Here is a 26522-nt window from a genome sequence, read left to right on the forward strand (position 1 = left end):
TCATCGCCCCTCTCAACAGTTAGAGGTTGTTTTATTTATTCCAGGGTATCAGCTTCAATGCACAATGTTTTTCAGTTTTTGACCGTGTGCAGCGAGGCCACAACGGAGCACCAGTTCCTCACCATTTTCCACGAACTGACCCGCAGCCTTGGCTATGAATATTACAGGGTCGTGCGCCGTGATGCCGACGACCTGACGCTGACGGGAAACGTTCTGGCCGATCATCTGCCGGAGGGCTGGCGGGAAGTTTACGTCGAAAAAAAATACGGTGGCATTGATCCGGTCAAGCGGTCCTTCGGACTTCTGCATCAACCGTTTCGCTGTCGTGATGTCGTCGGTCTCTTGCCGCAGGCAACCCAGCGAAAACGTGCCGCCAAATTGTTTCAGGATGCTGCCCGGTTCGGCCTGCGCGAAGCCTATGCCTTCCCCGTCCATGGGCGCAGCGGATTGCTCGGTGGCTCCTTCATTTTGGGCGAAGGGCGGCTGTTTTCCGATTCCGAACTCTTCATCATCGACACGGCCATGCGCGTGGCGTTCTGGCGATTGCTGGAATTTGCAGGCCAATCCAACGACCTGCTGTCCATTCCCGACCTGTCGATCACCCAGTTCACGCGTCGCGAGTTGGACGTGTTGATGCTGCTGGCGCAAGGCAAGACATCACCTGAAATCGGCAAGACACTGTCGATCTCAAGCCATACGGCAGACTGGTACATCAATGGCATACAGCGCAAGCTCGACGCCAAAAATCGTCAGCATGTTGTGGCCCTTGCACTTCGTCACGGCATTATCTCGTAAATTTCGCTCCATGAGCGATCCGTACGGACGAGGACAAAAACGCCCTTTCCAAGCGCTGCATTTACTGCTTAATTTCGCAATGCAGCAAATGCATTTGCTTGCGAGGTTTGGGAGGCCGTCTTGAAAATATCGAAAATCCTTGTCGCCAATCGTTCGGAGATTGCGATCCGTGTGTTCCGTGCCGCCAACGAGCTTGGCATAAAAACGGTCGCGATCTGGGCTGAAGAGGACAAACTTTCGCTGCATCGCTTCAAGGCCGATGAAAGTTATCAAGTGGGTCGCGGCCCGCATCTGGCAAAAGACATGGGACCGATCGAGAGCTACTTGTCGATCGAGGAGGTCATTCGCGTCGCCAAGCTTTCGGGTGCCGACGCCATCCATCCCGGTTATGGCCTTCTGTCGGAAAGCCCTGAATTCGTGGAGGCCTGCAACGAGGCGGGTCTGATCTTCATCGGGCCGACCGCCGATACGATGCGTCGCCTCGGCAACAAGGTGGCCGCGCGCAATCTCGCCATTTCCGTTGGCGTTCCCGTCGTTCCAGCCACAGAGCCGCTGCCCGACGATATGGCCGAGGTCGAGCGCATGGCCGAGGAGATCGGCTATCCTGTGATGCTCAAGGCATCCTGGGGCGGTGGCGGTCGCGGCATGCGCGCCATCCGCAAGAAGGAAGACCTTGCCCGCGAGGTAACAGAAGCCAAGCGTGAGGCAAAGGCCGCCTTCGGCAAGGACGAGGTCTATCTGGAAAAGCTGGTCGAACGCGCCCGCCATGTGGAAAGCCAGATTCTCGGCGATACCCACGGCAATGTCGTGCATCTGTTCGAGCGTGACTGCTCCATCCAGCGCCGTAACCAGAAGGTGGTCGAGCGCGCCCCAGCCCCTTACCTGTCGGAAGAACGCCGTCAGGAACTGGCCAATTACTCGCTGAAGATCGCAGGCGCCACCAATTATGTCGGTGCTGGCACGGTCGAGTATCTGATGGATGCCGATACCGGAAAATTCTATTTCATCGAGGTCAATCCGCGTATTCAGGTGGAGCATACGGTCACCGAAGTCGTCACCGGCATCGATATCGTCAAGGCGCAGATCCACATCCTCGAAGGCGAGACCATCGGTACGCCGGAATCCGGCGTCCCGGCGCAGAAGGACATTCGCCTCAACGGACATGCGCTTCAGTGCCGTATCACCACTGAGGACCCGGAACACAATTTCATTCCCGATTACGGTCGCATCACCGCCTACCGCTCGGCGTCCGGTTTCGGCATTCGTCTGGATGGCGGCACGTCCTATTCGGGCGCGATCATCACCCGCTATTACGATCCGTTGCTGGTCAAGGTCACGGCCTGGGCACCGCAGCCGGACGAGGCCATTGCCCGCATGCACCGTGCGTTGCGCGAATTCCGTATTCGCGGCGTGGCGACGAACCTGACATTTCTCGAAGCCATCATCAGCCATCCGAGCTTTGTCGGAAATACCTACACGACGCGCTTCATCGATTCGACGCCGGAGCTGTTCGAGCAGGTCAAACGCCAGGACCGTGCGACCAAGCTTCTGACCTATCTGGCCGATGTCACCGTTAACGGCCATCCCGAAACCAAGGGTCGCGTCAAGCCTGCCGCCAATGCACCGGCACCCATCGTGCCCTATATCGACCAGCCGACACCCGACGGCACCAAGCAGCTCCTCGACAAGCTCGGTCCAAAGGGCTTTGCCGAGTGGATGCGCAATGAAAAGCGTGTGTTGGTCACCGATACGACCATGCGCGACGGCCACCAGTCGCTGCTCGCAACCCGCGTCCGCACCCATGACATTGCTCGCGTTTCCAGCGTCTACGCCAAGGCCCTACCGCAGCTTTTGTCACTGGAATGCTGGGGTGGTGCGACCTTCGACGTGTCCATGCGCTTCCTGACCGAAGACCCGTGGGAGCGTCTGGCGCTGGTGCGTGAAGGCGCGCCCAACCTGCTGCTACAAATGCTGCTGCGCGGCGCCAATGGCGTCGGCTACAAGAACTACCCAGACAATGTCGTCAAATATTTCGTCCGTCAGGCGGCCAAGGGCGGCGTCGATCTGTTCCGCGTGTTCGACTGCCTGAACTGGGTGGAGAATATGCGCGTCTCGATGGACGCGATCGCAGAAGAGAACAAGCTCTGCGAAGCGACCATCTGCTATACCGGCGATCTGCTAAACTCTGCCCGCCCGAAATACGACCTCAAATATTACACCAACCTCGCTGCCGAACTCGAAAAGGCGGGCGCGCATATCATCGCCGTCAAGGACATGGCGGGTCTGCTGAAGCCTGCTGCCGCAAGGGTTCTGTTCAAGGCGCTGCGTGAAGCGACCAGCCTGCCGATCCACTTCCACACGCATGATACGTCCGGCATCTCTGCAGCCACCGTGCTTGCGGCAGTTGAGGCGGGTGTGGATGCCGTGGATGCGGCGATGGATGCGCTCTCAGGCAACACATCGCAGCCATGCCTCGGCTCCATCGTGGAAGCGCTGAAGGGCACCGATCGCGACACGGGTCTCGATACGGAATGGATTCGCCGCATTTCCTTCTATTGGGAAGCCGTGCGCGGCCAGTACGCGGCCTTCGAGAGCGATCTCAAGGGACCGGCCTCGGAAGTCTATCTGCACGAAATGCCGGGTGGCCAGTTCACCAATCTCAAGGAACAGGCCCGCTCGCTGGGTCTCGAAAGCCGCTGGCACGAGGTGGCGCAGACCTATGCCGACGTCAACCAGATGTTCGGCGATATCGTCAAGGTCACACCGTCTTCCAAGGTCGTTGGCGACATGGCGTTGATGATGGTCTCGCAGGACCTGACCGTGGCCGATGTCGAAAACCCGGAGAAGGAAGTCTCCTTCCCCGATTCGGTCGTCTCGATGCTCAAGGGTGATCTCGGCCAGTCACCGGGCGGTTGGCCGCAGGCTATCCAGAAAAAGGCGTTGAAGGGCGAGCAGCCCTATACGGTTCGTCCCGGTTCGCTTCTGGAAGATGCCGATCTGGATGCCGAGCGCAAGGAGATCGAAACCAAGCTGGAGCGTCCGGTCGATGATTTCGAGTTTGCCTCCTACCTGATGTATCCGAAGGTCTTCACCGATTTCGCGCTGGCCTCTGAAACCTACGGCCCGGTCTCGGTTCTGCCGACGCCCGCCTATTTCTACGGCATGCAGGATGGTGAAGAACTTTTTGCGGATATCGAGCGCGGCAAGACGCTTGTCATCGTCAATCAGGCGTCTTCCGGCATCGATGACAAGGGCATGGTCACGGTGTTCTTCGAAATCAACGGCCAGCCGCGTCGCATCAAGGTACCGGATCGCGCCCATGGCGCATCCGGTTCCGCCGTGCGCCGCAAGTCCGAACCCGGCAATGCCGCCCATGTCGGCGCGCCAATGCCGGGCGTCATTTCCCGCGTCTTCGTCAACCAAGGACAGGATGTGAAAGCTGGCGATGTGCTTGTGTCCATCGAAGCGATGAAGATGGAAACGGCGCTTCATGCGGAGCGCGACGGCAAGGTGGCCGAGGTGCTGGTCAAACCCGGCGATCAGATCGATGCCAAGGATTTGCTGATCGCTTACGGCGAGTAAACCCAGCCCCTGAAACGAACAAAGCCCCGGTTGATGCCGGGGCTTTGTCTATTCTGGTCTTTAAAAAAAGAAATCAGTAAGTGTCGTCTTCGTCGTCATCCTTGCGGGAAGACTTGAGCGAGCTGAGCTTGGCGAAAACGGCGTTGGCGTCGATTTCTTTTTCTTTTTCTTCTTCGCGCTCATACTTGTAGCCAAGGCCTTCGGTGGCTGCGGCTGGCTGCAAGGTTGCGTCGATCTCTTCGGCAGTTGGCAGTGGGCGGCCACGCGATGCGCGTTCGACCTCAAGGTCGAGATCGATCTGGCTGCAGAGACCAAGTGTCACAGGGTCCATCGGTGTCAGGTTGGCCGAGTTCCAGTGCGTACGATCGCGAATCTGTTCGATGGTGGACTTGGTGGTACCGACGAGACGCGAGATTTGCGCGTCCTTCAATTCGGCGTGATTGCGCACCAGCCACAAAATGGCGTTGGGACGATCCTGACGCTTGGACACAGGCGTGTAGCGCGGACCACGACGCTTGGATTCCGGCACGCGAACCTTTGGTTCGGACAGCTTGATCTTGTGGGCAGGATTGGCTTCGGCCTTGGCGATCTCGTCGCGCGACAGCTGTCCGGTCGAGATCGGGTCGAGACCCTTGATGCCCTGCGCCGCTTCGCCATCGGCGATAGCCTTGACTTCCAGCGGGTGCAGTTTGCAGAACGTGGCGATCTGCTCGAACGACAATGCGGTATTATCCACCAGCCAGACGGCCGTCGCTTTCGGCATGAGCAATGTTTGAGCCATAGATACAGTCCTTCTGTCCGTCCGCTCCGGGGGCGCGGGACGTGGATGTTAAACCACTAATTTCCGGGATATGAGCGGTCTATAACCGGATTGCATCAGAATTGCAATTCTTTGCGACACAAATGACCTTTGTCTAATTGCCTGAGGTCACCGAACTGCTATGAATCTGGCACATGACTGGAGAGAAGGAGTTCTCCGGTAACCATGAAAGACGAGACGGCCTTGAGGAGGAATTCATGTCTGCCAAAATCTACCCGGTTTCCAAATCCAGCAAGAAGCACACGCTGATCGACAACGACCGTTATCTCAAATGGTACGGTGAGAGTGTGGAGGACCCGGAGACGTTCTGGGGCAAGCATGGCAAGCGGATCGACTGGTTCAAGCCCTACACCAAGGTGAAGAACACATCCTTCAAGGGCAAGGTCCCGATCAAGTGGTTCGAGGATGGGCTGACCAACGTCTCCTACAATTGCATCGACCGTCACCTGAAGACCCATGGCGAGCGCACCGCGATCATCTGGGAGGGCGACAATCCCTATATCGACAGGAAGATCACCTATAACCAGCTTTACGATGCCGTGTGTCGTCTGGCCAATGTGCTGAAGAAGCACGGCGTCAAGAAGGGTGACCGTGTCACGATCTACATGCCGATGGTGCCGGAAGCCACCTATGCGATGCTGGCCTGCGCCCGCATCGGGGCGGTGCATTCGGTGGTCTTCGGTGGCTTCTCGCCCGATGCGCTGGCGGGCCGCATCGTCGATTGTCAGTCCACCTTCGTCATCACCTGCGACGAGGGCGTGCGCGGCGGCAAGCCGATCCCGCTCAAAGACAACACCGACAAGGCCATCGACATCGCCGCCAAGCAGCAGGTGATGGTCGACAAGGTGCTGGTGGTGCGCCGCACCGGCGGCAAGACCACATGGGCACCGGGCCGCGATCTCTGGTACCATCAGGAAATCGCCTCGGTTAAACCACACTGCGAGCCGGTGAAGATGAAGGCGGAAGACCCGCTGTTCATTCTCTATACGTCAGGCTCCACCGGCAAGCCCAAGGGCGTGCTGCACACGACAGGCGGCTATCTCGTCTATGTGTCGATGACGCATGAATATGTCTTCGACTACCATGATGGCGATATCTACTGGTGCACGGCCGATGTCGGCTGGGTGACGGGCCATTCCTATATCGTCTATGGGCCACTGGCCAATGGTGCGACGACGCTGATGTTCGAGGGCGTGCCGAACTTCCCCGATCAGGGCCGCTTCTGGGAGGTGATCGACAAGCATCAGGTCAACATCTTCTATACGGCCCCGACGGCCCTTCGTTCGCTGATGGGGGCTGGCGACGAGTTCGTCAAACGCTCCTCGCGCTCCAGCCTGCGCCTTCTCGGCACGGTGGGAGAGCCGATCAACCCGGAGGCGTGGGAATGGTATTACCATGTGGTGGGCGAGGATAAGAGCCCGATCGTCGACACCTGGTGGCAGACGGAGACCGGCGGCATTCTGATCACGCCGCTGCCGGGTGCGACCGATCTCAAGCCCGGCTCGGCCACCCGCCCCTTCTTCGGCGTCCAGCCGCAACTGGTCGATGCCGAGGGCAAGGTGCTGGAAGGGGCAGCCGACGGAAACCTGTGCATCGCCGACAGCTGGCCGGGGCAATCGCGCACGGTCTATGGCGATCACCAGCGTTTTATCGAAACCTACTTCTCAACCTACAAGGGCAAATACTTCACCGGCGATGGCTGCCGTCGCGATGAGGACGGTTATTACTGGATCACCGGTCGTGTCGATGACGTTCTCAACGTCTCCGGCCATCGCCTCGGCACGGCGGAGGTGGAATCAGCCCTCGTCTCGCACAATCTGGTCTCCGAAGCCGCCGTCGTCGGTTATCCGCACGCCATCAAGGGACAGGGCATCTATTGCTATGTCACGCTGATGGCAGGCCAGACAGGAGACGATGCGCTGCGCGCTGAACTGGTCAAGCATGTCCGCAACGAGATCGGCCCTGTGGCCACGCCTGACAAGATCCAGTTCTCGCCGGGCCTGCCCAAGACCCGCTCGGGCAAGATCATGCGCCGCATCCTGCGCAAGATCGCAGAGGATGATTTTGGCGCGCTGGGGGATACATCGACACTGGCAGACCCCGCCGTCGTCGATGATCTCATCGAGAACAGGCAGAATAGGGCAAAGGCGGCGTAAAGAGCAGGCTTTTGCCATCACACAAAAACACCCGACGACTTTACGGTCGCCGGGTGTTTTTTCGGGTGAAATCCGATAAAATCAGAGCAATCCCCGCTTTGACAGATTGCGCATCAGCGCCACCGTGCCGAACGTCCATGGCGGGCACTCCGATGTGCTGGCCACCCAGTTGATGAGTTTGCCCAACCTCGGCGACGAGATTTCCACCCGATCTCCCTTGGCATGGGTAAAGCCCAAGCCCGGCCCGTGACGGTCCTTGACCGGTGCAAACATCGTTCCCAGAAAAAACACGGCGCCATCGGGATATTGATGGTCGCGGTTCAAAAGCTGCGAGACCAGATTTTCCGGCGAGCGGCTGATGGCCCGCATGGCGCTGACGCCGGTCATGCTAAAATCGTCCTTGCCCTTAACGGACAGGGAAATATCAGCTGCCTTGACGTCTTCAAGCGTGAAGCTGTCGTCAAACAGCCGGATGAATGGACCGATGGAGCAGGAGGCATTGTTGTCCTTGGCCTTGCTCAACAGCAGCGCCGATCGCCCCTCGAAATCCCGCAAATTCACATCATTGCCCAGCGCGGCACCCACGATGCGACCCTCCGAGGTCACCGCCAGCACCACCTCCGGCTCCGGGTTGTTCCACTGCGATTTCGGGTGAACACCGATCAGCGCACCGCAGCCGACCGACGACATGGGCTGCGCCTTGGAGAATATCTCGGCATCCGGGCCGATCCCGACCTCGAGATATTGCGACCACAGACCCATCTCCTGAAGCAGCGCCTTGACCTCGGCGGCCTTGTCGGAGCCCGCCTCCACGCCCTTCAGATTATCGCCCAGGACAGGTGCCAGTTTCTGGCGAATATCCTGCGCCCGCAGCGGATCGCCCTTCGCCTGCTCCTCGATGACGCGCTCTAGCATGCTATCCGCAAAGGTCACACCGGCGGCCTTCACGGCTTGGAGATCGTTGGGCGCCAGCAACTCGCCGGCTGAGCCGTCCAGAAAGGCATCCAGCGTTCCAAGCGCCGGGAACTCCAGCACCGACGACAGCGACGCGACCAGATCCGGCTTCTCGAGCAGCTCCGAAACGGTGGGCGCCAGCGTCGACAGATCGTAAAGCACACCGTCCTTGTAAAAAACCGGGCACGGACCATCGTCTGATTTCGACCAGACGCGACCGATCAGAACCGCGCGCTCGTGGTCCTCAGGCAAAATCAAGGTCGCATCGAGAATCTCTCTATCAGCCACACGCTTCCTCCCGTTTGTGATGATGCGGCCATAGTACCGACTCGCGCGAATGTATGACAACCACAATATTTATAGTCATACGCGTGAGGCTTGAATTTACCGAAGTCACAGTCTCCAATCGATGTCGATGGACATTATTTGACGATCCTGTCATATGCTTGCCTTCGTCAAGAGATCATATGACATGGGATTATCGCGTGCGGCGACAGCGAATTCTGTGATGTCGCGTCATCAATCGATGACCGGAAGGTCGTTCATAAAAGGCGAAGTGGCGCGTATAAGGCCGCTTCAGCGTGAAAGGGAGCATGTTCATGAGCATCCATCAAAACCTTATCGGCGGCGAGTGGATCGGAGCCGAGACTTCGAAAAACATCAATCCGTCCGATACCAATGAGGTTGTCGGCCTTTACGCGCAGGCCAGCGCCGAAGACGCAAAGCAGGCGATTGATGCCGCCAAGGCAGCCTTTCCGGCATGGTCGCGCTCCGGCATTCTGGAACGCCACGCCATCTTGAAAAAAACCGCCGATGAAATTCTCGCCCGCAAGGAAGAGCTTGGCGCGCTGCTGGCCCGCGAAGAGGGCAAGGTTCTGGCCGAAGGCATCGGTGAGACCATCCGTGCTGCGCAAATCTTCGATTTCTTTGCAGGCGAAGCCCTGCGTCTTGCCGGTGAGGTCATTCCGTCGGCGCGCCCGAATATCGGCGTCGAAGTTACCCGCGAGCCGCTCGGCGTCATCGGCATCATCACGCCGTGGAATTTCCCGATTGCCATTCCGGCCTGGAAGATTGCCCCGGCACTTTGCTATGGCAACACCATCGTCTTCAAGCCTGCCGATCTTGTTCCCGGCTGCGCTTGGGCCATCGTCGACATTCTACACCGCGCAGGCCTGCCGAAGGGTGTCTTGAACCTCGTCATGGGTCGCGGCTCGGTCGTCGGTCAGGCCATGCTCGACAGCCCGCATCTGTCCGGCATCACCTTTACCGGTTCCACCGGCACGGGCCAGCGCGTTGCCGCCTCCTCTTTGCCGTTCAACCGCAAATTCCAGCTGGAAATGGGCGGCAAGAACCCCTTTGTGGTTCTGGATGACGCCGATTTGGACGTTGCCGTCGAGGCCGCCGCCAACTCCGGCTTCTACTCCACCGGACAGCGTTGCACGGCATCGTCGCGCCTCATCGTCACCGAAGGCATCCATGACAAGTTCGTGGCGGCACTGACCGAGCGTCTGGGCAAGATCAATGTCGGCAATGCGCTGGACAAGAACACCCATGTCGGCCCGGTCGTGGATGAAAAGCAGCTGAAGCAGGACACCGATTACATCGAAATCGGCAAGCAAGAGGGCGCAAAGCTTGCCTTCGGTGGTGAAGTCCTCAAGCGCGACACGCCCGGCTTCTTCCTTCAGCCTGCTTTGTTTACCGAAGCGACCAACAGCATGCGCATCTCGCAGGAAGAAATCTTCGGACCCGTCGTCGCCGTCATCCGCGTCAAGAATTACGATGAGGCGCTGGCTGCTGCCAACGACACGCCGTTCGGCCTGTCCTCCGGCATCGCCACCACCAGCCTGAAGCATGCGACGCATTTCAAGCGCAATGCGGAAGCCGGCATGGTCATGGTCAACCTGCCGACAGCGGGCGTGGATTTCCACGTTCCCTTCGGCGGCCGCAAAGCGTCGTCCTTCGGTCCTCGCGAACAGGGTCGCTACGCCAGCGAGTTTTTCACCACGGTGAAAACCGCCTACACGCTGGCCTGATCGAACTGATCGAAAAAATGATCCCCGGCACCGTCCGGGGATTTTTTTGCCTCTTTCACGATCCCGATTTCTGCTTATGCTGGTTTGCGAAGACCATGAGCAGACGGAAACAGCATGACAGATATTTCGATGATCGAGGCCGCGCGTCAGCGCATCGGCTCTAAGGCAATTCGCACTCCCTTGTTGTCATCGCCCTTCCTGGACGACATCGCCGGTCGAAAAATCTTCGTGAAGGCCGAATGCCTGCAACGCACCGGATCGTTCAAGTTTCGGGGCGGATGGTCTGCCGTCTCGGGCATCGAGCCCGACGCGCGCCACCGCGGCGTCATCGCCTTTTCCTCCGGCAATCACGCGCAGGGCGTGGCGCTTGCAGCCGCTCTGCACGGCGTTCCCTCCGTCATTGTCATGCCGCATGATGCCCCGAAGATCAAAATCGACAACACCCGGGCTTTCGGTGCCGAGGTAGTTCTCTACGATCGCGCCAACGAAGATCGCGACGCCATCGGCGCGAGGCTTGCGCAGGAGCGCAATCTGACGCTCATCAAGCCCTATGACGAACCTTTGGTCATCGCCGGTCAGGGAACGGTCGGCCTCGAAATTGCCGAACAGGGTGCCGAATACGGGATCGAGGCGGCAGATGTCCTCGTGCCCTGCGGCGGCGGCGGGCTGACATCCGGCATTGCGCTCGCGCTGGAAGCCAAAACGCCGGGATATACCGTCAGGCCCTGCGAACCGGAACACTTCGACGATGTTGCCCGCTCTCTGGCGTCAGGCAATATCGAACGGAATAAAGCGCTGTCCGGCTCCATCTGCGATGCGATCGTGACACCTCAACCCGGCAACATCACCTTTCCCCTCATGAAAACGCGCTGCGGCAGCGGCATTGCGGTGACGGAAGACGAGGCGCTGCGCGCCATGGTGCTGGCTTTCCTGCGGTTGAAGGTGGTGGTCGAGCCCGGTGGCGCGGTCGCGCTGGCGGCAGCGCTTTTTCACGGCGCGGAACTGGGAACGGAAACGGTGATCGCAGTGGCGTCCGGAGGCAATGTCGATCCAAGCATAATGGCCTCGGCACTGTCGCGCTTTGCCTGATCAGCCGAGACGGAAAAACACCTCTTCGGCCATGGCGAGAGACGCCGTCAGCCCCGGGCTTTCGATGCCGAAGAGATTGACGAGACCGCTGACACCATGCACCTCCGGCCCGTCGATGCGAAAATCGGCGGCCGGATCATCGGGTCGTGAAATCTGATCCCCTGCTGCGATGATGGTGACGTCGATATCTGCCAATTCGTCCAAACGTTAATTTTGTGTTGAACCGGACGTGTGGTTGCGCGTTGCTATCAACAGATCGGGTAGATCGATGCGTGTTGGGAGGCAAGTCGCGATCTGTATTTTCCCCGATGAGGCCAACATATAGAAATTTATCTCTACAGAAAGACTGGGAAATAGCGATATTCTCTTGGTCGAGCGAACAGGACCGGATGATCCGGTCAAACGTTCACGAGGGAGGATGCGATGTCTTATTCCAAGGCTGGAAAAATCAAAGATTTTACGCCATCGCCTGCACAGCCCAACGGCTGGCAAGCCACACTCCACACCGCCATTGTCGGATTGTGCTTTGCCTTTGTCGCAGCGGTCATCTTCGGTCTGGTCCCCTGACCCCTCCCGACCGGATCACATGAAAAGGCTTCCCACTGGGAAGCTTTTTTCTTTGCTGCTCACTCCGCCTTTAAATAATCCTCGGCAAGTTCCACCCAGAATGCCGTGCCGATCGGCAGGATATCGTCGTTGAAATCATATTTCGGATGGTGCAGCGGCGGGTCGTTATCCGTGCGCTTTGACCCGAGAAAGAAATAAGCGCCCGGCCGTTTTTCCAGCATATAGGCAAAATCCTCCGCCCCCATCGTCGGACGCGGCATCTCGACCACCTTGTCGGCGCCAGCAAAACGGGTTGCGAGATCGGTGACGTAATCGGTTTCGCGCGTGTGATTGACGGTCGGATTATAGCCGCGCTGATAATCGAGCGTGACACGCATTCCATAGCTTGCCGCCTGCCCTTCGGCGATCAGCCGGATGCGCTTTTCCAACTCGTCGCGCGCCTGCGGATCGAACGAGCGGATCGTCAGCAGCATCTCTGCCGTTTCGGGAATGACATTGCTGGCTATCCCGGCATGAAACGCACCCACCGTCACCACCGTCGGCGTCATCGGGTGGATGTTGCGCGATACGATGGTTTGCAGCGCCATGATGATGCTGGCACCCGCAACGATCGGGTCCAGCGCACTTTGCGGCTCCGCACCGTGGCCGCCGTAACCGTTGACAGTGATCTTGCACTCATCCACCGCCGCCATGATCGGCCCATCACGCAGCACGAAATGCCCAAAGGGCAGGCCGGGATCATTGTGAAGCGCAAACACCGCATCACAGGGAAAGCGCTCGAACAGACCGTCCTCGATCATGATCCGCGCACCGCCGAAATTTTCTTCCGCCGGCTGGAAGATCAGATGCAGCGTGCCGTCGAAATTGCGCCGCTCGGCGATGATCTTCGCGGCACCCAGCAACATGGCCGTATGCCCATCATGGCCGCAGGCATGCATGACGCCGGGGTTCTGGCTGGCATAATCCGCACCGGTCTCTTCATGAATGGGCAGCGCGTCGATATCCGCGCGGATGCCGACGGAGCGTCCGCTTTCACCGTTTCGCAAAGTGGCGACGATACCCGTTCCCGCAAGGCCCCGCGTCACCTCATACCCCATCTCTTCCAGTTTCGCGGCGATGAAATCCGATGTCTTGAACTCGGAGAGCCCGATTTCCGGCGTCCGATGCAGGTGATGACGGATCGCTTTCACGTCCGGCATATGGTTGGAAAAAGCATTCAGGGTGCTGGGCTGTATCGTCATGGTCGGGTCCGGTAGCCTATGTCAGGAGGGGCATGGAGGCACGTTTTCTAATAACAGGACGGACCCATCAACGGAAGGCACGACACGTACAGGCATATCGGCGCTTGCACGAAACGGCGACAGGTGGCATGGAACAGAAAGCGCCTTTAATCATTCCATATCTCAGGCGGCATCCGCTCTTTTTATAAAGCGGCCGCCACGGGGTTCAGGACAAGATCGGATAAGGCAGGGCATGACGTGTTTCGCTGATGGGGAGTTTGCGACGTGTTTCATGAATGCAAGAGCGCGATCCCGCGACACTCTTTCCAATCCTTTTAAAGCAGTTGATTGCGTTGACGGCATAAACGTCCGTTGCGGAAAAATGCCATGTTGATGGGCAAACCAAGATTACGCAGATCATCGTTCGCTGGTTCGCGATGGTTCAGACAAGGTTCAGGATCAGCACGAGATAAAGCTGCCAAGTTGTTTCAATACCGAATAGCAATCTGAAACAAATCCCGGTTAAGACAAGCCACCCCTTCACAAGAGTGCAGAATACGAGCCGATGTCATTTCATATTACGCCGACCGCCGCCGCCCGTGATTCAGAAGCAAAGCAGATCGATCACAATGATTCGATCCGTTCCGCCTACTTCACGATTGATGAGTTGAGGAATTGCGGGGCCGAGCTTTCCAAATCCGGCGCCGAAGATTTACCCGGGTTCATGGAGTTCGACTTCTTCGCCCGCCATCGTGAAAACGAAAAGGAAATCCTGCGGGTTTATCGCTCGACCGCGGTGGATTCGGAAAACGGGGCAAACATTACCCCGGCTGCCGAATGGTTGCTGGACAACCATTATGTGATCGAAGAGGCCATTCAGGAAGTCCGCCGCGACTTTCCGCGCAAATTCTATCGTCAGCTTCCGACGATCAAGGTCGGCAAGTCCGAAATACCGCGCGTCATGGCGCTGGCTTGGCTCTATGTCGCCCACACCCACAGCACGATTTCCCGCGAAAGCATGACGGCGCTGGTCGAGGGGTACCAGACATCGAAGACCCTGCAGATCGGCGAGCTCTGGGCTCTGCCGTCGATCCTGCGTTTTGTCCTTATCGAGAATCTGCGCCGCATTTCCATTCGCGTCGAGCGGTCGCGCCGCATGCGCCAGAAGGCGAACGAAGTCGTCGATGAGATCATTCGTCTCAACGAGGCCGAAACATCCTCGGCGCTGCTCAAGCAAATCGAATCTCTCGTCAGCGACCCCACCTTCTCCACCCAGTTCCTGTATCGCCTCAGAAACGGTTCGCAGACCTCCGGTTTTGCGCTGAACTGGCTTGAAGAGCGCCTGCACAGCACCGGCACCGACGCCGAAAACATCATGATGGCGGAACATAACCGCCTGGCATCCGGCAATGTGACGATGGGCAACATCGTCAAGAGCCTGCGCGAAATCGACGATACCGAATGGTCCGTCTGGTTCGAGGAAGTCAGCCACATCGACAAGGTTCTGCGCGAGCAGACCGACTATGAAACGCTCGATTTCGGTTCGCGCAACACCTATCGCAACACGGTCGAGCTTCTGGCCCGTCGTTCGCCAAAGACGGAAATCGAAGTGGCGCAAGCCGCCGTCGATATGGTCACCGAAGCGGCCAACTCCAGCGAAAAGCAACCGCATGCGCCCAACGTTGGCAGTTTCCTGATCGGCGAGCGCCGCGAAGAGCTGGAACGGAAGATCAAGTACAATCCGCTGGTCTCCCAACGCATCGTCCGCTTCATGAGCAAGTTCAACTGGGCCTCCGTCGCGGTCCCGGTTATCGCTCTGACTGCGCTGGCTCTGGTCATCGTTGGCTGGTTCCTCGCAGACGCTGGCATGCCCTGGTATGTCATCACGGCGTTTCTTTTGATGTTTGCTCTGCCTGCTTCTGAAGGCGCCACAGGTCTCTTCAACACGGTCGTGACGTCCTTCGTCAAACCGTTCCGCCTCGTGGGATACGAATTCAAGGAAGGCATTCCGCAGGACGCCTGCACGCTCGTCGCCGTTCCCTGCATGATCACCAGCCGCGACAGCGTCGATGAGATGGTTCGCAACATCGAAGTCCATTACCTCGCCAATCCGCACGGGGAAATCTACTTCTCGCTGATCAGCGACTGGCGCGATGCGCCGCACGAACAGTCGGCCGAAGACGTCGAAATTCTCGAATATGCCAAGCGCGAAGTGGCAGCGCTCAGCTCCCGCTACGCTTTCGATGGCAAGACACGTTTCTTCCTGCTGCACCGCCGTCGTCTCTACAATCCGGCAGAAGGCAGCTGGATGGGCTGGGAGCGCAAGCGCGGCAAGCTGCATGAACTGAACATGCTGCTGCGCGGCGACAAGGACACGACCTTCCTCAACGGCGCCAACATGGTGCCGCCGAACGTCAAATACGTCATGACGCTGGATGCCGACACGCGCCTGATGCGCGACGCCGTCACCAAGCTCGTCGGCAAGATGCACCACCCGATCAACCGTCCGGTCCACGACCCTGAGACGGGGCGCGTGGTCCATGGTTACGGCCTGCTCCAGCCGCGTGTGACACCGTCGCTCACCACCGGCAAGGACGCCTCGGTCTTCCAGCGCGTCTTTTCCATCAACCGCGGTATCGACCCTTACGTCTTCACCGTGTCGGACGTTTATCAGGATTTGACCTCGGAAGGCACCTTCACCGGCAAGGGCCTTTATGACGTGGACGCTTTCGAGGCTGCCTTGAAGGGTCGCATCGATGAAAACGCCGTGCTCTCACACGACCTTCTCGAAGGTTCGTTCGCCCGTTGCGCTCTGGTGACGGACGTGGAACTGGTCGAAGACTTCCCGACCCGTTACGAAGTCGAAGTCTCGCGTCAGCACCGCTGGGCGCGTGGCGACTGGCAGCTTCTGCCTTACATCATGGACATGAAGCGCGGCGTGACCGGCATCGGTCGCTGGAAGATGATCGACAACCTGCGCCGTTCGCTCACACCGATTGCCTGGTTTGCCGCGTCCGTTCTCGGCTGGTACTTCATGGGTCCGGTCGGCGCGCTGATCTGGCAGATCCTGCTGATCTTCTCGCTCTTCGTCGCACCGACGATTTCCTTGCTTGCCGGTCTAGTACCACGCTCCACGGATATCGTGCCGCAGGCGCATTTCCACACGCTGTGGTCTGAAATCCGCGCGACAAACGCGCAGGTCGCCCTGCGTATCGTCTTCATCGCCGACAGCGCCTGCATGATGGCCGACGCCATTGTCCGCTCGCTCTATCGCCTCTTCGTCAGCGGCAAGCTGATGCTGGAATGGCGCACCGCAGCCAGCATCCAGGGCAGCGCTCAGGGCAGCATTCTCGATTATTACCGGCAGATGTGGCACGCGCCCGTCGTTGCGCTTATCGGCCTCGCCTTTGCAGCCCTTCCAGGCGACAACGCCTTCCTCGTCGGCCTGCCCTTTGCCCTGATGTGGGTCTTTTCTCCCGTCGTGGCCTGGTATGTCAGCCAATCCGCCGAAACCGAAGATCGCCTGTTCGTTTCGGAACATGTCTCCAGCGAGCTGCGCAAGATCGCTCGCCGCACATGGCGCTATTACGAGGCCTTCGTCACCGCCAACGAAAACTATCTGCCGCCGGATAACTATCAGGAAACCCCTGTACCCATGGTGGCCAGCCGCACGTCGCCGACCAATATCGGCGTCTACCTGCTGTCGGTGATTTCGGCGCGCCAGTTCGGCTGGATCAGCTTCTCGGAAACCGTCGAGCGGATGGAAAAGACCATCGAGACGGTCGAGAAGATGGAGAAGCACCGCGGCCATCTGTACAACTGGTATCACACCGACACACTCCAGACGCTCGGACCCCGTTACGTGTCCGCCGTCGACAGCGGCAACCTTGCCGGTCATCTGATCGCCATCTCCTCTGCCTGCCGCCAGTGGGCGGAAGCAACATCGGCGCATCTTCAGGGCAATCTCGACGGTATTGGCGACGTTGCCGGTATCCTGCGCGAAACGCTGAAGGAACTGCCAGACGATCGAAAGAACCTGCGGCCTCTGCATCGCCGCCTGGAAGAACGCATCATCGGCTTCTCCAACGCCTTGGCATCTGTCAAGCGCGAGCATGAGTTCGCCTCCATCCGCGTCATCAATCTGGCCGTGCTGGCCCGTGACATCCAGAAACTGGCCTCCAACCTCAATCTGGAAGTCAAGAACGAGCAGAGCGCGGAAATCACCCGCTGGGCACAGTCGCTGGTCGATTGCTGCGAAGCGCATATTTCCGACAGCGCCTTTGACCTGTCCACCATCGATCCGCTGCGTGACCGCCTGATGTCCCTTCAGGAACGCAGCCGCGATCTCGCTTTCTCGATGGATTTCGCCTTCCTGTACCGCAAGGATCGTCGCCTTCTGTCGATCGGTTACCGCGTCGACAGCAAGGAACTGGACGAAGCCTGCTACGACCTTCTGGCGTCGGAATGCCGTCTCACCAGCCTGTTTGCAATCGCCAAGGGCGATCTGCCGACGGAACACTGGTATCGTCTCGGTCGTCAGGTCGTGCCGATCGGCGCACAGGGCGCGCTGGTCTCTTGGTCGGGCTCGATGTTCGAATATCTGATGCCACCGCTCGTCATGCAGGAGCGTCACGGCGGTATCTTGAACCAGACCAACAATCTGATCGTCAAGGAACAGATCAGCCACGGCCGTCGTCTCGGCACGCCATGGGGCATTTCCGAAGCGGCCTTCAATGCCCGCGACCACAACATGAACTACCAGTACACCAACTTCGGTGTACCCACTCTCGGCCTCAAGCGCGGCCTTGGCCAGAACGCCGTAATCGCGCCTTACGCCTCCATCCTTGCCTCGCAATACGATCCGGATGCGGCTCTCGAAAACCTCGAAAAGCTGCGCAAGCTGGGCGCACTCGGCCAATACGGCTTCCATGATGCCGTCGACTTCACGCCGACACGTGTGCCGGATGGCAAGGTCTGCGCCGTCGTCTACAACTACTATGCCCACCACCATGGCATGTCGATTGCAGCCGTCGCCAACGTCGTTCTCGACGGTGTGTTGCGCGAACTCTTCCACGCCGATCCGGTGATCGAAGCCGCCGAACTGCTGCTTCAGGAGAAGGCGCCGCGCGAAGTTCCCGTGATGAGTGCCAAATACGAGCCGGAAACACCCGGCAAGGAACAGGCAGACCTCCTGCGTGCAGAGGTTCGCACCATCGCCGATCCAGCCGTGCGCGACCGCGACGTCGTGTTCCTGTCCAACGGCCACTACTCGACCATGCTGACGGCAACGGGTGCCGGTTATTCCAAGTGGAATGGCCTTGCCATCTCGCGCTGGAAACCCGACCCGACCGAAGATCGCTGGGGCACGTTCCTGTTCCTGCGCGATACGACATCCGGCGAATGGTGGAGTGCGACCGCAGAACCGCGTGTTGCCGAAGGTGAAAAGACGAAAACCGTCTTTACCGATGACAGGGCCGAGTTCCACAAGACGGTTGGCGATCTGCAAAGCGTTGTCGAATCCATCGTCGCGACAGAGCACGATGCCGAAGGCCGCCGTGTGACCCTCCTCAATGTCGGCTCGGAAGATCGCTACATCGAAGTGACCTCCTATATGGAGCCCGTTATCGCCAATGATGACGATGACAGCGCCCACCCTCTGTTCTCGCGCATGTTCGTGCAGACGGAAATCGGCAAGCGTGGCGATGTCATTCGCGCCTGGCGCAACAAGCGCAGCCCAAGCGAGCCGAGCACGGTCATCGCGCATCTGGCAGCAGACAATGCCGGTCCGGCACGCCCGACCGAATTCGAAACGGACCGCGCCAAATTCCTGGGCCGTGGCCGTTCGCTCGGTGAAGCCGCCGCGTTCGATCCCGGTGCGACACTGTCGGGAATGGACGGCTTTACGCTCGACCCGATCCTGTCGCTGCGCCGCGTCGTGCGCGTACCCGCAGGCAAAAAGGTTAGCGTGATCTTCTGGACCATCGCCGCACCAAGCCGCGAAGAGGTGGACAAGGCGATCGATCGTTACCGCCACCCGGATGCGTTTGCGCATGAGCTGGTGCATGCCTGGACACGCACACAGGTGCAGATGCGCCATGTTGGCGTGTCGTCGCAGCAGGCCGCAGCCTTCCAGCACCTGGCCCGCTACCTCGTCTATCCAGACATGCACCTGCGCGCCGATGCCGATACGCTGAAAACCGGTCTCGCCTCGCAGCGTTCGCTGTGGCCACTGGCAATCTCCGGCGATTTCCCGATCTTCAGCCTTCGTATCAACGACGACATGGATATGGATATCGCTCGCGAAGCCTTGAGCGCGCACGAATATCTGCGCGCCCGCGGCGTCATTTTCGATCTCGTCATCGTCAATGAACGCGCAGCCTCCTACGCGCAGGATATGCAGCACGCTCTGGACTTCATCTCCGAAGCGCAACGTCGCATCAACCCGGCAGATGGCGGCAGACAGCACGTCTTTTCCGTTCGCCGCGATCTGATCGATGAGGAAACTTGGTCGGCACTGCTGGCAGCCTCGCGTGTCGTCCTTCACGTGCGCAACGGCAAGATCGTTGATCAGGTCAACCGCGCCGTCTCACTGTTTGCCGCCCACCGTGGGCCGGAAGGCAGCGAGCTGGCCGGGGCACGTCTTCCCGCAAAGGTCTTCCCGGTCGCGGAAGCCATCGAAGATGCCGATGATCTGGACTTCTGGAACGGCTTTGGTGGCTTCACCAAGTCGGGCGACGAATATGTCGTGCGCCTGCACGGTGGCCAGGCAACGCCGCAGCCATGGATCAACGTCATCTCCAACGAACGCTTCGGCTGCCACATTTCGGCGGAAGGCGCAGGCTTCACCTGGAGCCGCAATTCGCGTGACTACCAGCTGACGCCATGGAGCAACGATCCGGTCGTCAACCGTCCGGGTGAGGCCATTTATGTGGCCGATGTCGAAAACGGTAAGGTGCACTCGCCGTTCGCAGCCCTGTCGCGCAATCCAGAAGCGGTGTTTGAGACCCGCCATGGCCTGGGTTACTCGGTGTTCAGAAGCGTCGAAGACGGTCTTGATATCGAGGTTACACAGACGGTCGACCGCGAAAAGCCGGTCAAGCTGTCGCGCCTGACGGTCCGCAATGTCGGCACGCAGAACCGCCGTTTGAAGACCTATGGTTATGTGGAATGGGTTCTGGGCAACAATCCCCAGAAGTCGGCGCCGTTCATCCTCAGCACCCATGATGAGGAAACCGGTGCACTGTTTGCCTCCAACCCTTACAGCATCGATTACAACGCCCGTGCCGCTTTCCTCTCCATGGAAGGCCCCGCAGCCAGCTTCACCACCAGCAAACGCGAATTCATCGGTCGTTACGGCTCGATCGTTTCGCCGCAGGCGGTCGTCTCGGGTGCCGCGCTCTCGGGCAGCCTTGAACTCGATGGAGCACCCTGTGCCGCCATCATGCAGGAAATCCACCTGAAGCCCGGTGAAGAACGTCACGTGATGTTCTATCTGGGTGATGCCGATACCGCAGACGAGGCTCGCGCTGTCGTAAAGGATATCCGCCAGTCGGATTTCGATGCGGTGCTCAACGCCAACAAGGACTTCTGGAAGGGCTTTACCGGCCAGTTGCAGGTGTCCACACCGGATGCCGGCTTCAACCACATGGTCAACAGCTGGCTGCCGTATCAGGCACTGGCCTGCCGCATCCTTGCCCGTACCGCCTTCTATCAGTCCAGCGGCGCCTTCGGCTTCCGCGACCAGTTGCAGGATACGCTGGCCTTCCTGCTCTACCAGCCGGAACTTGCCCGCGAACAAATCCTGCGCGCAGCTGGACGCCAGTTCGTTGAAGGTGATGTCCAGCATTGGTGGTTGCCACTGACGGGTGCCGGTGTGCGCACGACGATCTCGGACGATGTCGTCTGGCTCGCCTACGCAACCCACCAGTACATTGCCGCCACCGGCGACAAGGCAATCCTCGAAGAAGACGTGGCGTTCCTCAAGGGTCAGACCTTGACGCCCGGTCAGCACGACGCCTTCTTCCAGCCGGAAACCAGCGAAAAGACGGCAAGCCTTTATGAGCATGCTGCACTTGCACTGGATCTCGCCATCCACCGCACCGGTGAAAACGGCCTGCCGCTCATTCTGGGTGGCGACTGGAACGATGGCATGAACCGCGTTGGCGTCGCCGGTAAGGGCACCAGCGTCTGGCTCGGCTGGTTCCTCGCAGGCACCCTGCGGGATTTCATTGAAATCGCGCAAGAACGTCGTGATCTCGATCGCGTCGAAAAATGGAAGACACATCGCGACAAGCTGCGCGCTGCCCTGGAAACGGCTGGCTGGGACGGTGACTATTACCGTCGTGGCTACTTCGATGATGGCACCCCGCTCGGCTCCATCACCAGCGAAGAATGCCGCATCGATTCTCTCGGCCAGAGCTGGAGCGTGCTGTCAGGCGAAGGCGAAGAGCAGCGCTCGGGCCAGGCCATGGATGCCGTGATGAAGGAACTTGTCGATGAGGAGACGGGCATTATCCGCCTCTTCACACCTCCCTTCTCTCGCTCGCCACAGGACCCGGGCTATATCAAAGCCTATCCGCCGGGCGTGCGTGAAAACGGCGGCCAATACACCCATGCCGCAACCTGGGTGGTTCTGGCGCTGGCGAAAATGGGTCGCAACGAGGATGCATGGAAGTGCTTCTCGATGCTCAATCCGGTCAACCACGCGCTCGACCGTCCGTCGTCTGAGACCTACCGTGTCGAACCCTATGTGGTGACGGCGGATGTCTATGGCGCAGGCGCCTATTCGGGTCGCGGTGGCTGGAGCTGGTACACCGGTTCTGCCGGCTGGCTCTACCGCGCCGCCGTCGAAGGTATTCTCGGCATCACCCGCGTCGATGGCAAGCTGCACATCGCCCCATCGCTGCCGCAGGCCTGGGACGGCTTCTCGGCCAAGATCACGCTCGAGGGCAAAGTCCGCGAGGTCGCCGTGAAGCGCAATGAAGGTTCCGCGGATGTCGAGGTTTTGATCGACGGCAAGCCGGTCACCGGAACCGATAAGGCGATCGCCTTCGATTGATATCAAAAGGGGCTTAGGCCAGACCGCGCAACAAAAAGCCACGGCACCGAAAGATGCCGTGGCTTTTATGTTTGGTAACATGCGTCGAACGCAACAGCGGCAATCAAGGTGCCTCGTGACGTGAAGCCACACATTCCGCCCTCATGCTGAGGTGCTTTGACCGAAGGGCAAAGCCTTCGGAGCATCCTTGGCTAGCACGCTTGAATCGAAAAGCGATCAGCGCGTGCCGAAGATCGCCGACCCGACGCGCACGCTGGTTGCGCCGAATTCAATCGCCGTCTCGAAATCACCGGACATGCCCATGGACAGCTTTTCCAGGCCGCATTCCTTGGCAAGCTTTGCCAACAGCGCAAAATGCGGGCCGGGATATTCCTCGGCTGGCGGGATGCACATCAGACCTTCCACATTCAGCTTCAATTCGTCGCGGCACATGGCGACGAAAGCCACTGTCTCGCGTGGATCGATGCCTGCCTTTTGCGGCTCCATGCCTGTGTTGACCTGCACGTAAAAGCGCAGCGCCCGGTCCTGTTTGGTGCATTCATCCGCAAGGGCACGGGCAATCTTTTCACGATCGACCGTTTCGATCACATCGAACAGCTCAACCGCATCCGCCGCCTTGTTGGATTGCAGCGGGCCGATCAGATGCAGTTCGATACCATCCGTCTTTTCCTTCAGCGCTGGCCACTTGCCCTGCGCCTCCTGCACCCGGTTTTCACCGAAAATGCGCTGGCCGCAATCGATCACCGGCTGGATCGTGTCGCCATCGAAGGTTTTCGAGACGGCAACAAGATTGACTGTGCCCGGTTTGCGACCGGCTTTTTCCGCAACCGCTGCAATCCGCTGCGTGACATCTTCAAGACGCGCTTCGATTTCCATGTCAAACCTTCACTTTATCAAGGGATAAGGGTTTCAGTAGCCGCCGCCTGCCTTGATGCCAAGCACCATTGTCACCATTTGGACGCTGTCGACCAAGATTGCGTCCATCGCAAGCCCTGCCAAACTTGACGCATAGGCCGTTTCGTGGTGAAGGTCAGCGCGAATTTTCCCCTTGATACCCGGATTTCAGAAGTATGGCCATCGAACGTTATAATCCTCGCGACGCCGAGCCGCGCTGGCAGCAAAAATGGAACGAAGACAATGTCTTCGTGACAGACAACAGCGATGCCCGCGAGAAATATTACGTTCTAGAGATGTTTCCATACCCCTCTGGCCGCATCCACATGGGCCACGTGCGCAACTATGCCATGGGTGATGTCGTTGCACGCTACAAGCGTGCGCGCGGTTACAACGTGCTGCACCCCATGGGTTGGGACGCCTTCGGCATGCCGGCGGAAAATGCCGCCATGCAGAACAACGTCCACCCCAAGGACTGGACCTATCAGAACATCGCCACCATGCGCGGCCAGCTGAAATCCATGGGCCTGTCTCTGGACTGGACTCGCGAATTTGCGACTTGCGACGTGGAATATTACAGCAAGCAGCAGGCCCTGTTCATCGACTTCATGGAAAAGGGCTTGGTCTACCGCAAGCAGTCCAAGGTCAACTGGGACCCGGTCGATCATACGGTTCTGGCCAACGAACAGGTCATTGACGGTCGTGGATGGCGCTCCGGTGCCTTGGTAGAACAGCGTGAATTGACGCAATGGTTTTTCCGCATCACCGATTTCAGCCAGGATTTGCTGGATGAGCTGGATGTTCTGGATCAGTGGCCGGAAAAAGTCCGCCTGATGCAGAAGAACTGGATTGGCAAGTCGGAAGGCCTGTCGCTGCGCTGGCAGGCTGTGGCTTCGACCGCGCCTGCTGGTTTCGATGACGTAACCGTCTACACGACGCGTCCCGACACGCTTTTTGGCGCATCCTTCATCGCCATCGCTGCCGATCACCCGCTGGCCCGCAAGCTGTCCGAATCCAACGCTGACATCGCCGAATTCTGCGACGAATGCCGTCGTCAGGGCACGTCTCTGGCTGCTTTGGAAACGGCAGAAAAGCGGGGCTTCGATACCGGCGTGAAGGTCAAGCATCCGCTCGACCCGTCCTGGGAACTGCCCGTCTACATCGCCAATTTCGTGCTGATGGATTACGGCACCGGCGCCATCTTCGGTTGCCCGTCCGGCGACCAGCGCGATCTGGATTTCGCCCGCAAATACGATCTGCCGGTTGTCGCCGTGGTCATGCCGGAAGGCGAGAATGCCGAAACCTTCTCCATTGGTGACACCGCCTTTGTCGATGACGGCGTGATGATCAACTCGCAGTTCCTCAACGGCATGACGACGACGGATGCTTTCGAGGCTGTCGTGTCTAAGCTGTCGGCCCAAATGCTGGGCAGCGAGCCACAAGCCGAGCGGAAGGTGAACTTCCGTCTGCGTGACTGGGGCATTTCCCGCCAGCGCTATTGGGGTTGCCCGATCCCGGTCATCCATTGCGAAGTCTGCGGCGTTGTGCCGGTTCCGAAGAAGGACTTGCCGGTCAAGCTGCCGGATGATGTGACCTTCGATGTACCCGGCAATCCGTTGGATCGCCACCCCACATGGCGTCATGTCTCCTGCCCGCAATGCGGCCATGCCGCGCGTCGCGAAACCGATACGATGGACACCTTCGTCGATTCGAGCTGGTACTTCACCCGCTTCACAGCGCCGTGGGAAGAACAGCCGACGGACCCAAAGGTCGCCAATCGCTGGCTGCCGGTGGACCAGTATATCGGTGGTATCGAGCACGCGATCCTGCATCTGCTTTACTCGCGCTTCTTCACCCGCGCGATGAAGGCCACCGGCCATGTGGATGTGAAGGAGCCCTTCAAGGGCCTGTTCACGCAGGGCATGGTGGTGCACGAAACCTATCGTCTCGGCGAAGGCCAGAACGGCCAATGGGTCGTGCCTGCCGATATCCGCATCGAGGAAGTCGATGGCAAACGCCGCGCCTTCCTGCTGTCGGACGGCGAGGAAGTGCAGATCGGCTCCATCGAAAAGATGTCGAAGTCGAAGAAGAACGTGGTCGATCCGGACGATATCATCGCGTCCTATGGTGCCGATACCGCCCGCTTCTTCGTTTTGTCGGATAGCCCGCCGGACCGTGACGTCATCTGGTCGGAAGCCGGTGTCGAAGGCGCACATCGCTTCGTGCAGCGCGTCTGGCGCATCATCGGTGAAGCTGCCGAGGAACTGAAGTCGGTCACGCCTGCGCCTGCAAGCGAGGGCGAAGGTCTTGCCGTCTCCAAGGCCGCCCACAAGACGTTGAAGGCCGTTCAGGACGATCTCGACAAGCTTGCCTTCAACAAGGCTATTGCCCGCATCTATGAACTCGTCAACACGCTGGCCGGTCCTTTTGCCGAGGTTGCCAGTGGCGGCAAGTCAGACGATGTGAAGGCGGCTGCCCGTGATGCTGCGGAAATTCTGGTGCGCCTGATTGCGCCGATGACGCCGCATCTGGCCGAGGAATGCTGGACGGCGCTGGGCAATGAAGGTCTTGTCGCCCAAAGCGCATGGCCCAGTTTCGTCCCTGCCCTCATCGAAGAAAACGATGTGGTGATGCCCATCCAGATCAACGGCAAGAAGCGTGGCGAATTGACAATCGCGCGCGATGCGGATCAAGATGCCGTCCGCGCGGCCGTGCTGGAACTGGACGCCGTCAAGGCGGCACTTGGCGGTGCCGCGCCGAAGAAAATCATTGTGGTTCCACAAAGGATTGTGAACATTGTTGTCTGATGCCTATTCCAAATGGGGCCGCATAGCAGCCGCAATCTCCGTTGTTTTGTTTGCAGGTATTCTTTCAGGATGCCAGGTTCGTCCTTTGTATGGCGAAGCGTCCGGCACCCGCCAGAAGCTTGAAAGCGTCAGCTTCGCCAGTGCTGGCGACCGCATTACCCAGGAAGTGCGCAACCATCTGGTCTTCCTTGCTTACGGTGGCGCAGGCGCACCGACGACCAAGGACTACATGGTCAAGCTGACCGTGACCTCCAGCGCGACATCGACCGAAGTCACCGACGACACCAGCCTGTCGATCGGTCGCAACAATTATGACGGTCCCTATCCCGGTCGCGTCAGCATGACCGGCAAATATGTGATCACCCGCGTTTCGGATGGTCAGGTCATGCGCGCTGCCACCCGCACCGTCACCTCCATGCTCGACCTGCCACAGCAGGAATTCGCCAAGATTCGCGCCATTCGCGATGGTGAAAACCGCGCCGCACGGGAGCTTGCCGAGATCATCGGTACGGATATCGCTGCCACTCTCAGCCGCTGAGAGCCGCCG

13 protein-coding genes and 1 pseudogene are annotated in these 26522 nt (G+C 59.1%); 9 read left to right on the top strand and 5 right to left on the bottom strand.

The window, feature by feature from the left end; genetic code table 11:
- Nucleotides 1–57 precede the first annotated feature (57 nt).
- Nucleotides 58–795, top strand: a complete 738-nt coding sequence (locus tag RRU01S_RS14120; protein WP_045230910.1) for a helix-turn-helix transcriptional regulator — start codon at nt 58–60, stop codon at nt 793–795.
- A 120-nt stretch (nt 796–915) separates the two neighbouring features.
- Entirely contained in the window at nt 916–4377 is a 3462-nt protein-coding gene (gene pyc, locus RRU01S_RS14125; RefSeq protein WP_045230911.1) for a pyruvate carboxylase, read from the top strand.
- Nucleotides 4378–4450: 73 nt separating this feature from the next.
- Here pyc and RRU01S_RS14130 read toward each other — a convergent pair whose 3' ends face one another.
- The gene (locus RRU01S_RS14130) at nt 4451–5158 is read right to left on the bottom strand and encodes a DUF1013 domain-containing protein (protein ID WP_045230912.1); all 708 of its coding nucleotides are present in this window, start codon (nt 5156–5158) and stop codon (nt 4451–4453) included.
- A gap of 236 nt (nt 5159–5394) precedes the next feature.
- On the opposite strand from RRU01S_RS14130, the gene acs reads away from it, so the two are divergent.
- Complete coding sequence (acs, locus tag RRU01S_RS14135; protein WP_045230950.1) at nt 5395–7353, top strand: acetate--CoA ligase; 1959 nt, start codon at nt 5395–5397, stop codon at nt 7351–7353.
- Between the two features lie 81 nt (nt 7354–7434).
- On the opposite strand, the gene RRU01S_RS14140 is transcribed toward acs, so the two are convergent.
- Nucleotides 7435–8595 carry a fumarylacetoacetate hydrolase family protein gene (locus RRU01S_RS14140; protein WP_045230913.1) on the bottom strand — a complete coding sequence of 387 codons (1161 nt, stop codon included), beginning with the start codon at nt 8593–8595 and terminating at the stop codon, nt 7435–7437.
- A gap of 311 nt (nt 8596–8906) precedes the next feature.
- On the opposite strand from RRU01S_RS14140, the gene RRU01S_RS14145 reads away from it, so the two are divergent.
- Together RRU01S_RS14145 and RRU01S_RS14150 are read left to right on the top strand one after the other, a co-directional pair.
- Nucleotides 8907–10340, top strand: a complete 1434-nt coding sequence (locus tag RRU01S_RS14145) for an aldehyde dehydrogenase family protein (protein WP_045230951.1) — start codon at nt 8907–8909, stop codon at nt 10338–10340.
- A gap of 114 nt (nt 10341–10454) precedes the next feature.
- Nucleotides 10455–11429, top strand: coding sequence for a threonine ammonia-lyase (locus RRU01S_RS14150; protein WP_045230914.1), 975 nt, complete (start codon nt 10455–10457; stop codon nt 11427–11429).
- Here RRU01S_RS14150 and RRU01S_RS14155 read toward each other — a convergent pair.
- A pseudogene (locus RRU01S_RS14155) lies at nt 11430–11585 on the bottom strand (FAD-dependent oxidoreductase); the annotation flags it as partial.
- A 267-nt stretch (nt 11586–11852) separates the two neighbouring features.
- On the opposite strand from RRU01S_RS14155, the gene RRU01S_RS26205 reads away from it, so the two are divergent.
- Nucleotides 11853–11996, top strand: coding sequence for a hypothetical protein (locus RRU01S_RS26205; protein WP_165572230.1), 144 nt, complete (start codon nt 11853–11855; stop codon nt 11994–11996).
- A gap of 59 nt (nt 11997–12055) precedes the next feature.
- Here the strand turns inward: RRU01S_RS26205 and RRU01S_RS14160 are convergent, their stop codons facing one another.
- Nucleotides 12056–13237 (bottom strand): M20 aminoacylase family protein, encoded by a 1182-nt coding sequence (locus RRU01S_RS14160; RefSeq protein WP_045230916.1) that lies wholly within the window; start codon nt 13235–13237, stop codon nt 12056–12058.
- 544 nt (nt 13238–13781) lie between these two features.
- On the opposite strand from RRU01S_RS14160, the gene RRU01S_RS14165 reads away from it, so the two are divergent.
- The gene (locus tag RRU01S_RS14165; RefSeq protein ID WP_045230917.1) at nt 13782–22274 is read left to right on the top strand and encodes a glycoside hydrolase family 94 protein; all 8493 of its coding nucleotides are present in this window, start codon (nt 13782–13784) and stop codon (nt 22272–22274) included.
- 216 nt (nt 22275–22490) lie between these two features.
- On the opposite strand, the gene RRU01S_RS14170 is transcribed toward RRU01S_RS14165, so the two are convergent.
- On the bottom strand, nt 22491–23150 hold the full coding sequence (locus RRU01S_RS14170; protein ID WP_045230918.1) for a YggS family pyridoxal phosphate-dependent enzyme: 660 nt from the start codon (nt 23148–23150) through the stop codon (nt 22491–22493).
- Nucleotides 23151–23344: 194 nt separating this feature from the next.
- Here RRU01S_RS14170 and leuS point away from each other — a divergent pair, with 194 nt between their 5' ends.
- Together leuS and RRU01S_RS14180 are read left to right on the top strand one after the other, a co-directional pair.
- The gene (gene leuS, locus RRU01S_RS14175; RefSeq protein WP_045230919.1) at nt 23345–25975 is read left to right on the top strand and encodes a leucine--tRNA ligase; all 2631 of its coding nucleotides are present in this window, start codon (nt 23345–23347) and stop codon (nt 25973–25975) included.
- Entirely contained in the window at nt 25965–26513 is a 549-nt protein-coding gene (locus tag RRU01S_RS14180; protein ID WP_045230920.1) for a lipoprotein, read from the top strand. Before leuS ends, RRU01S_RS14180 begins: the two co-directional genes overlap by 11 nt.
- Nucleotides 26514–26522: the final 9 nt, after the last annotated feature.

Source organism: Agrobacterium rubi TR3 = NBRC 13261 (genome assembly GCF_000739935.1).
GTDB classification, from domain to species: domain Bacteria; phylum Pseudomonadota; class Alphaproteobacteria; order Rhizobiales; family Rhizobiaceae; genus Agrobacterium; species Agrobacterium rubi.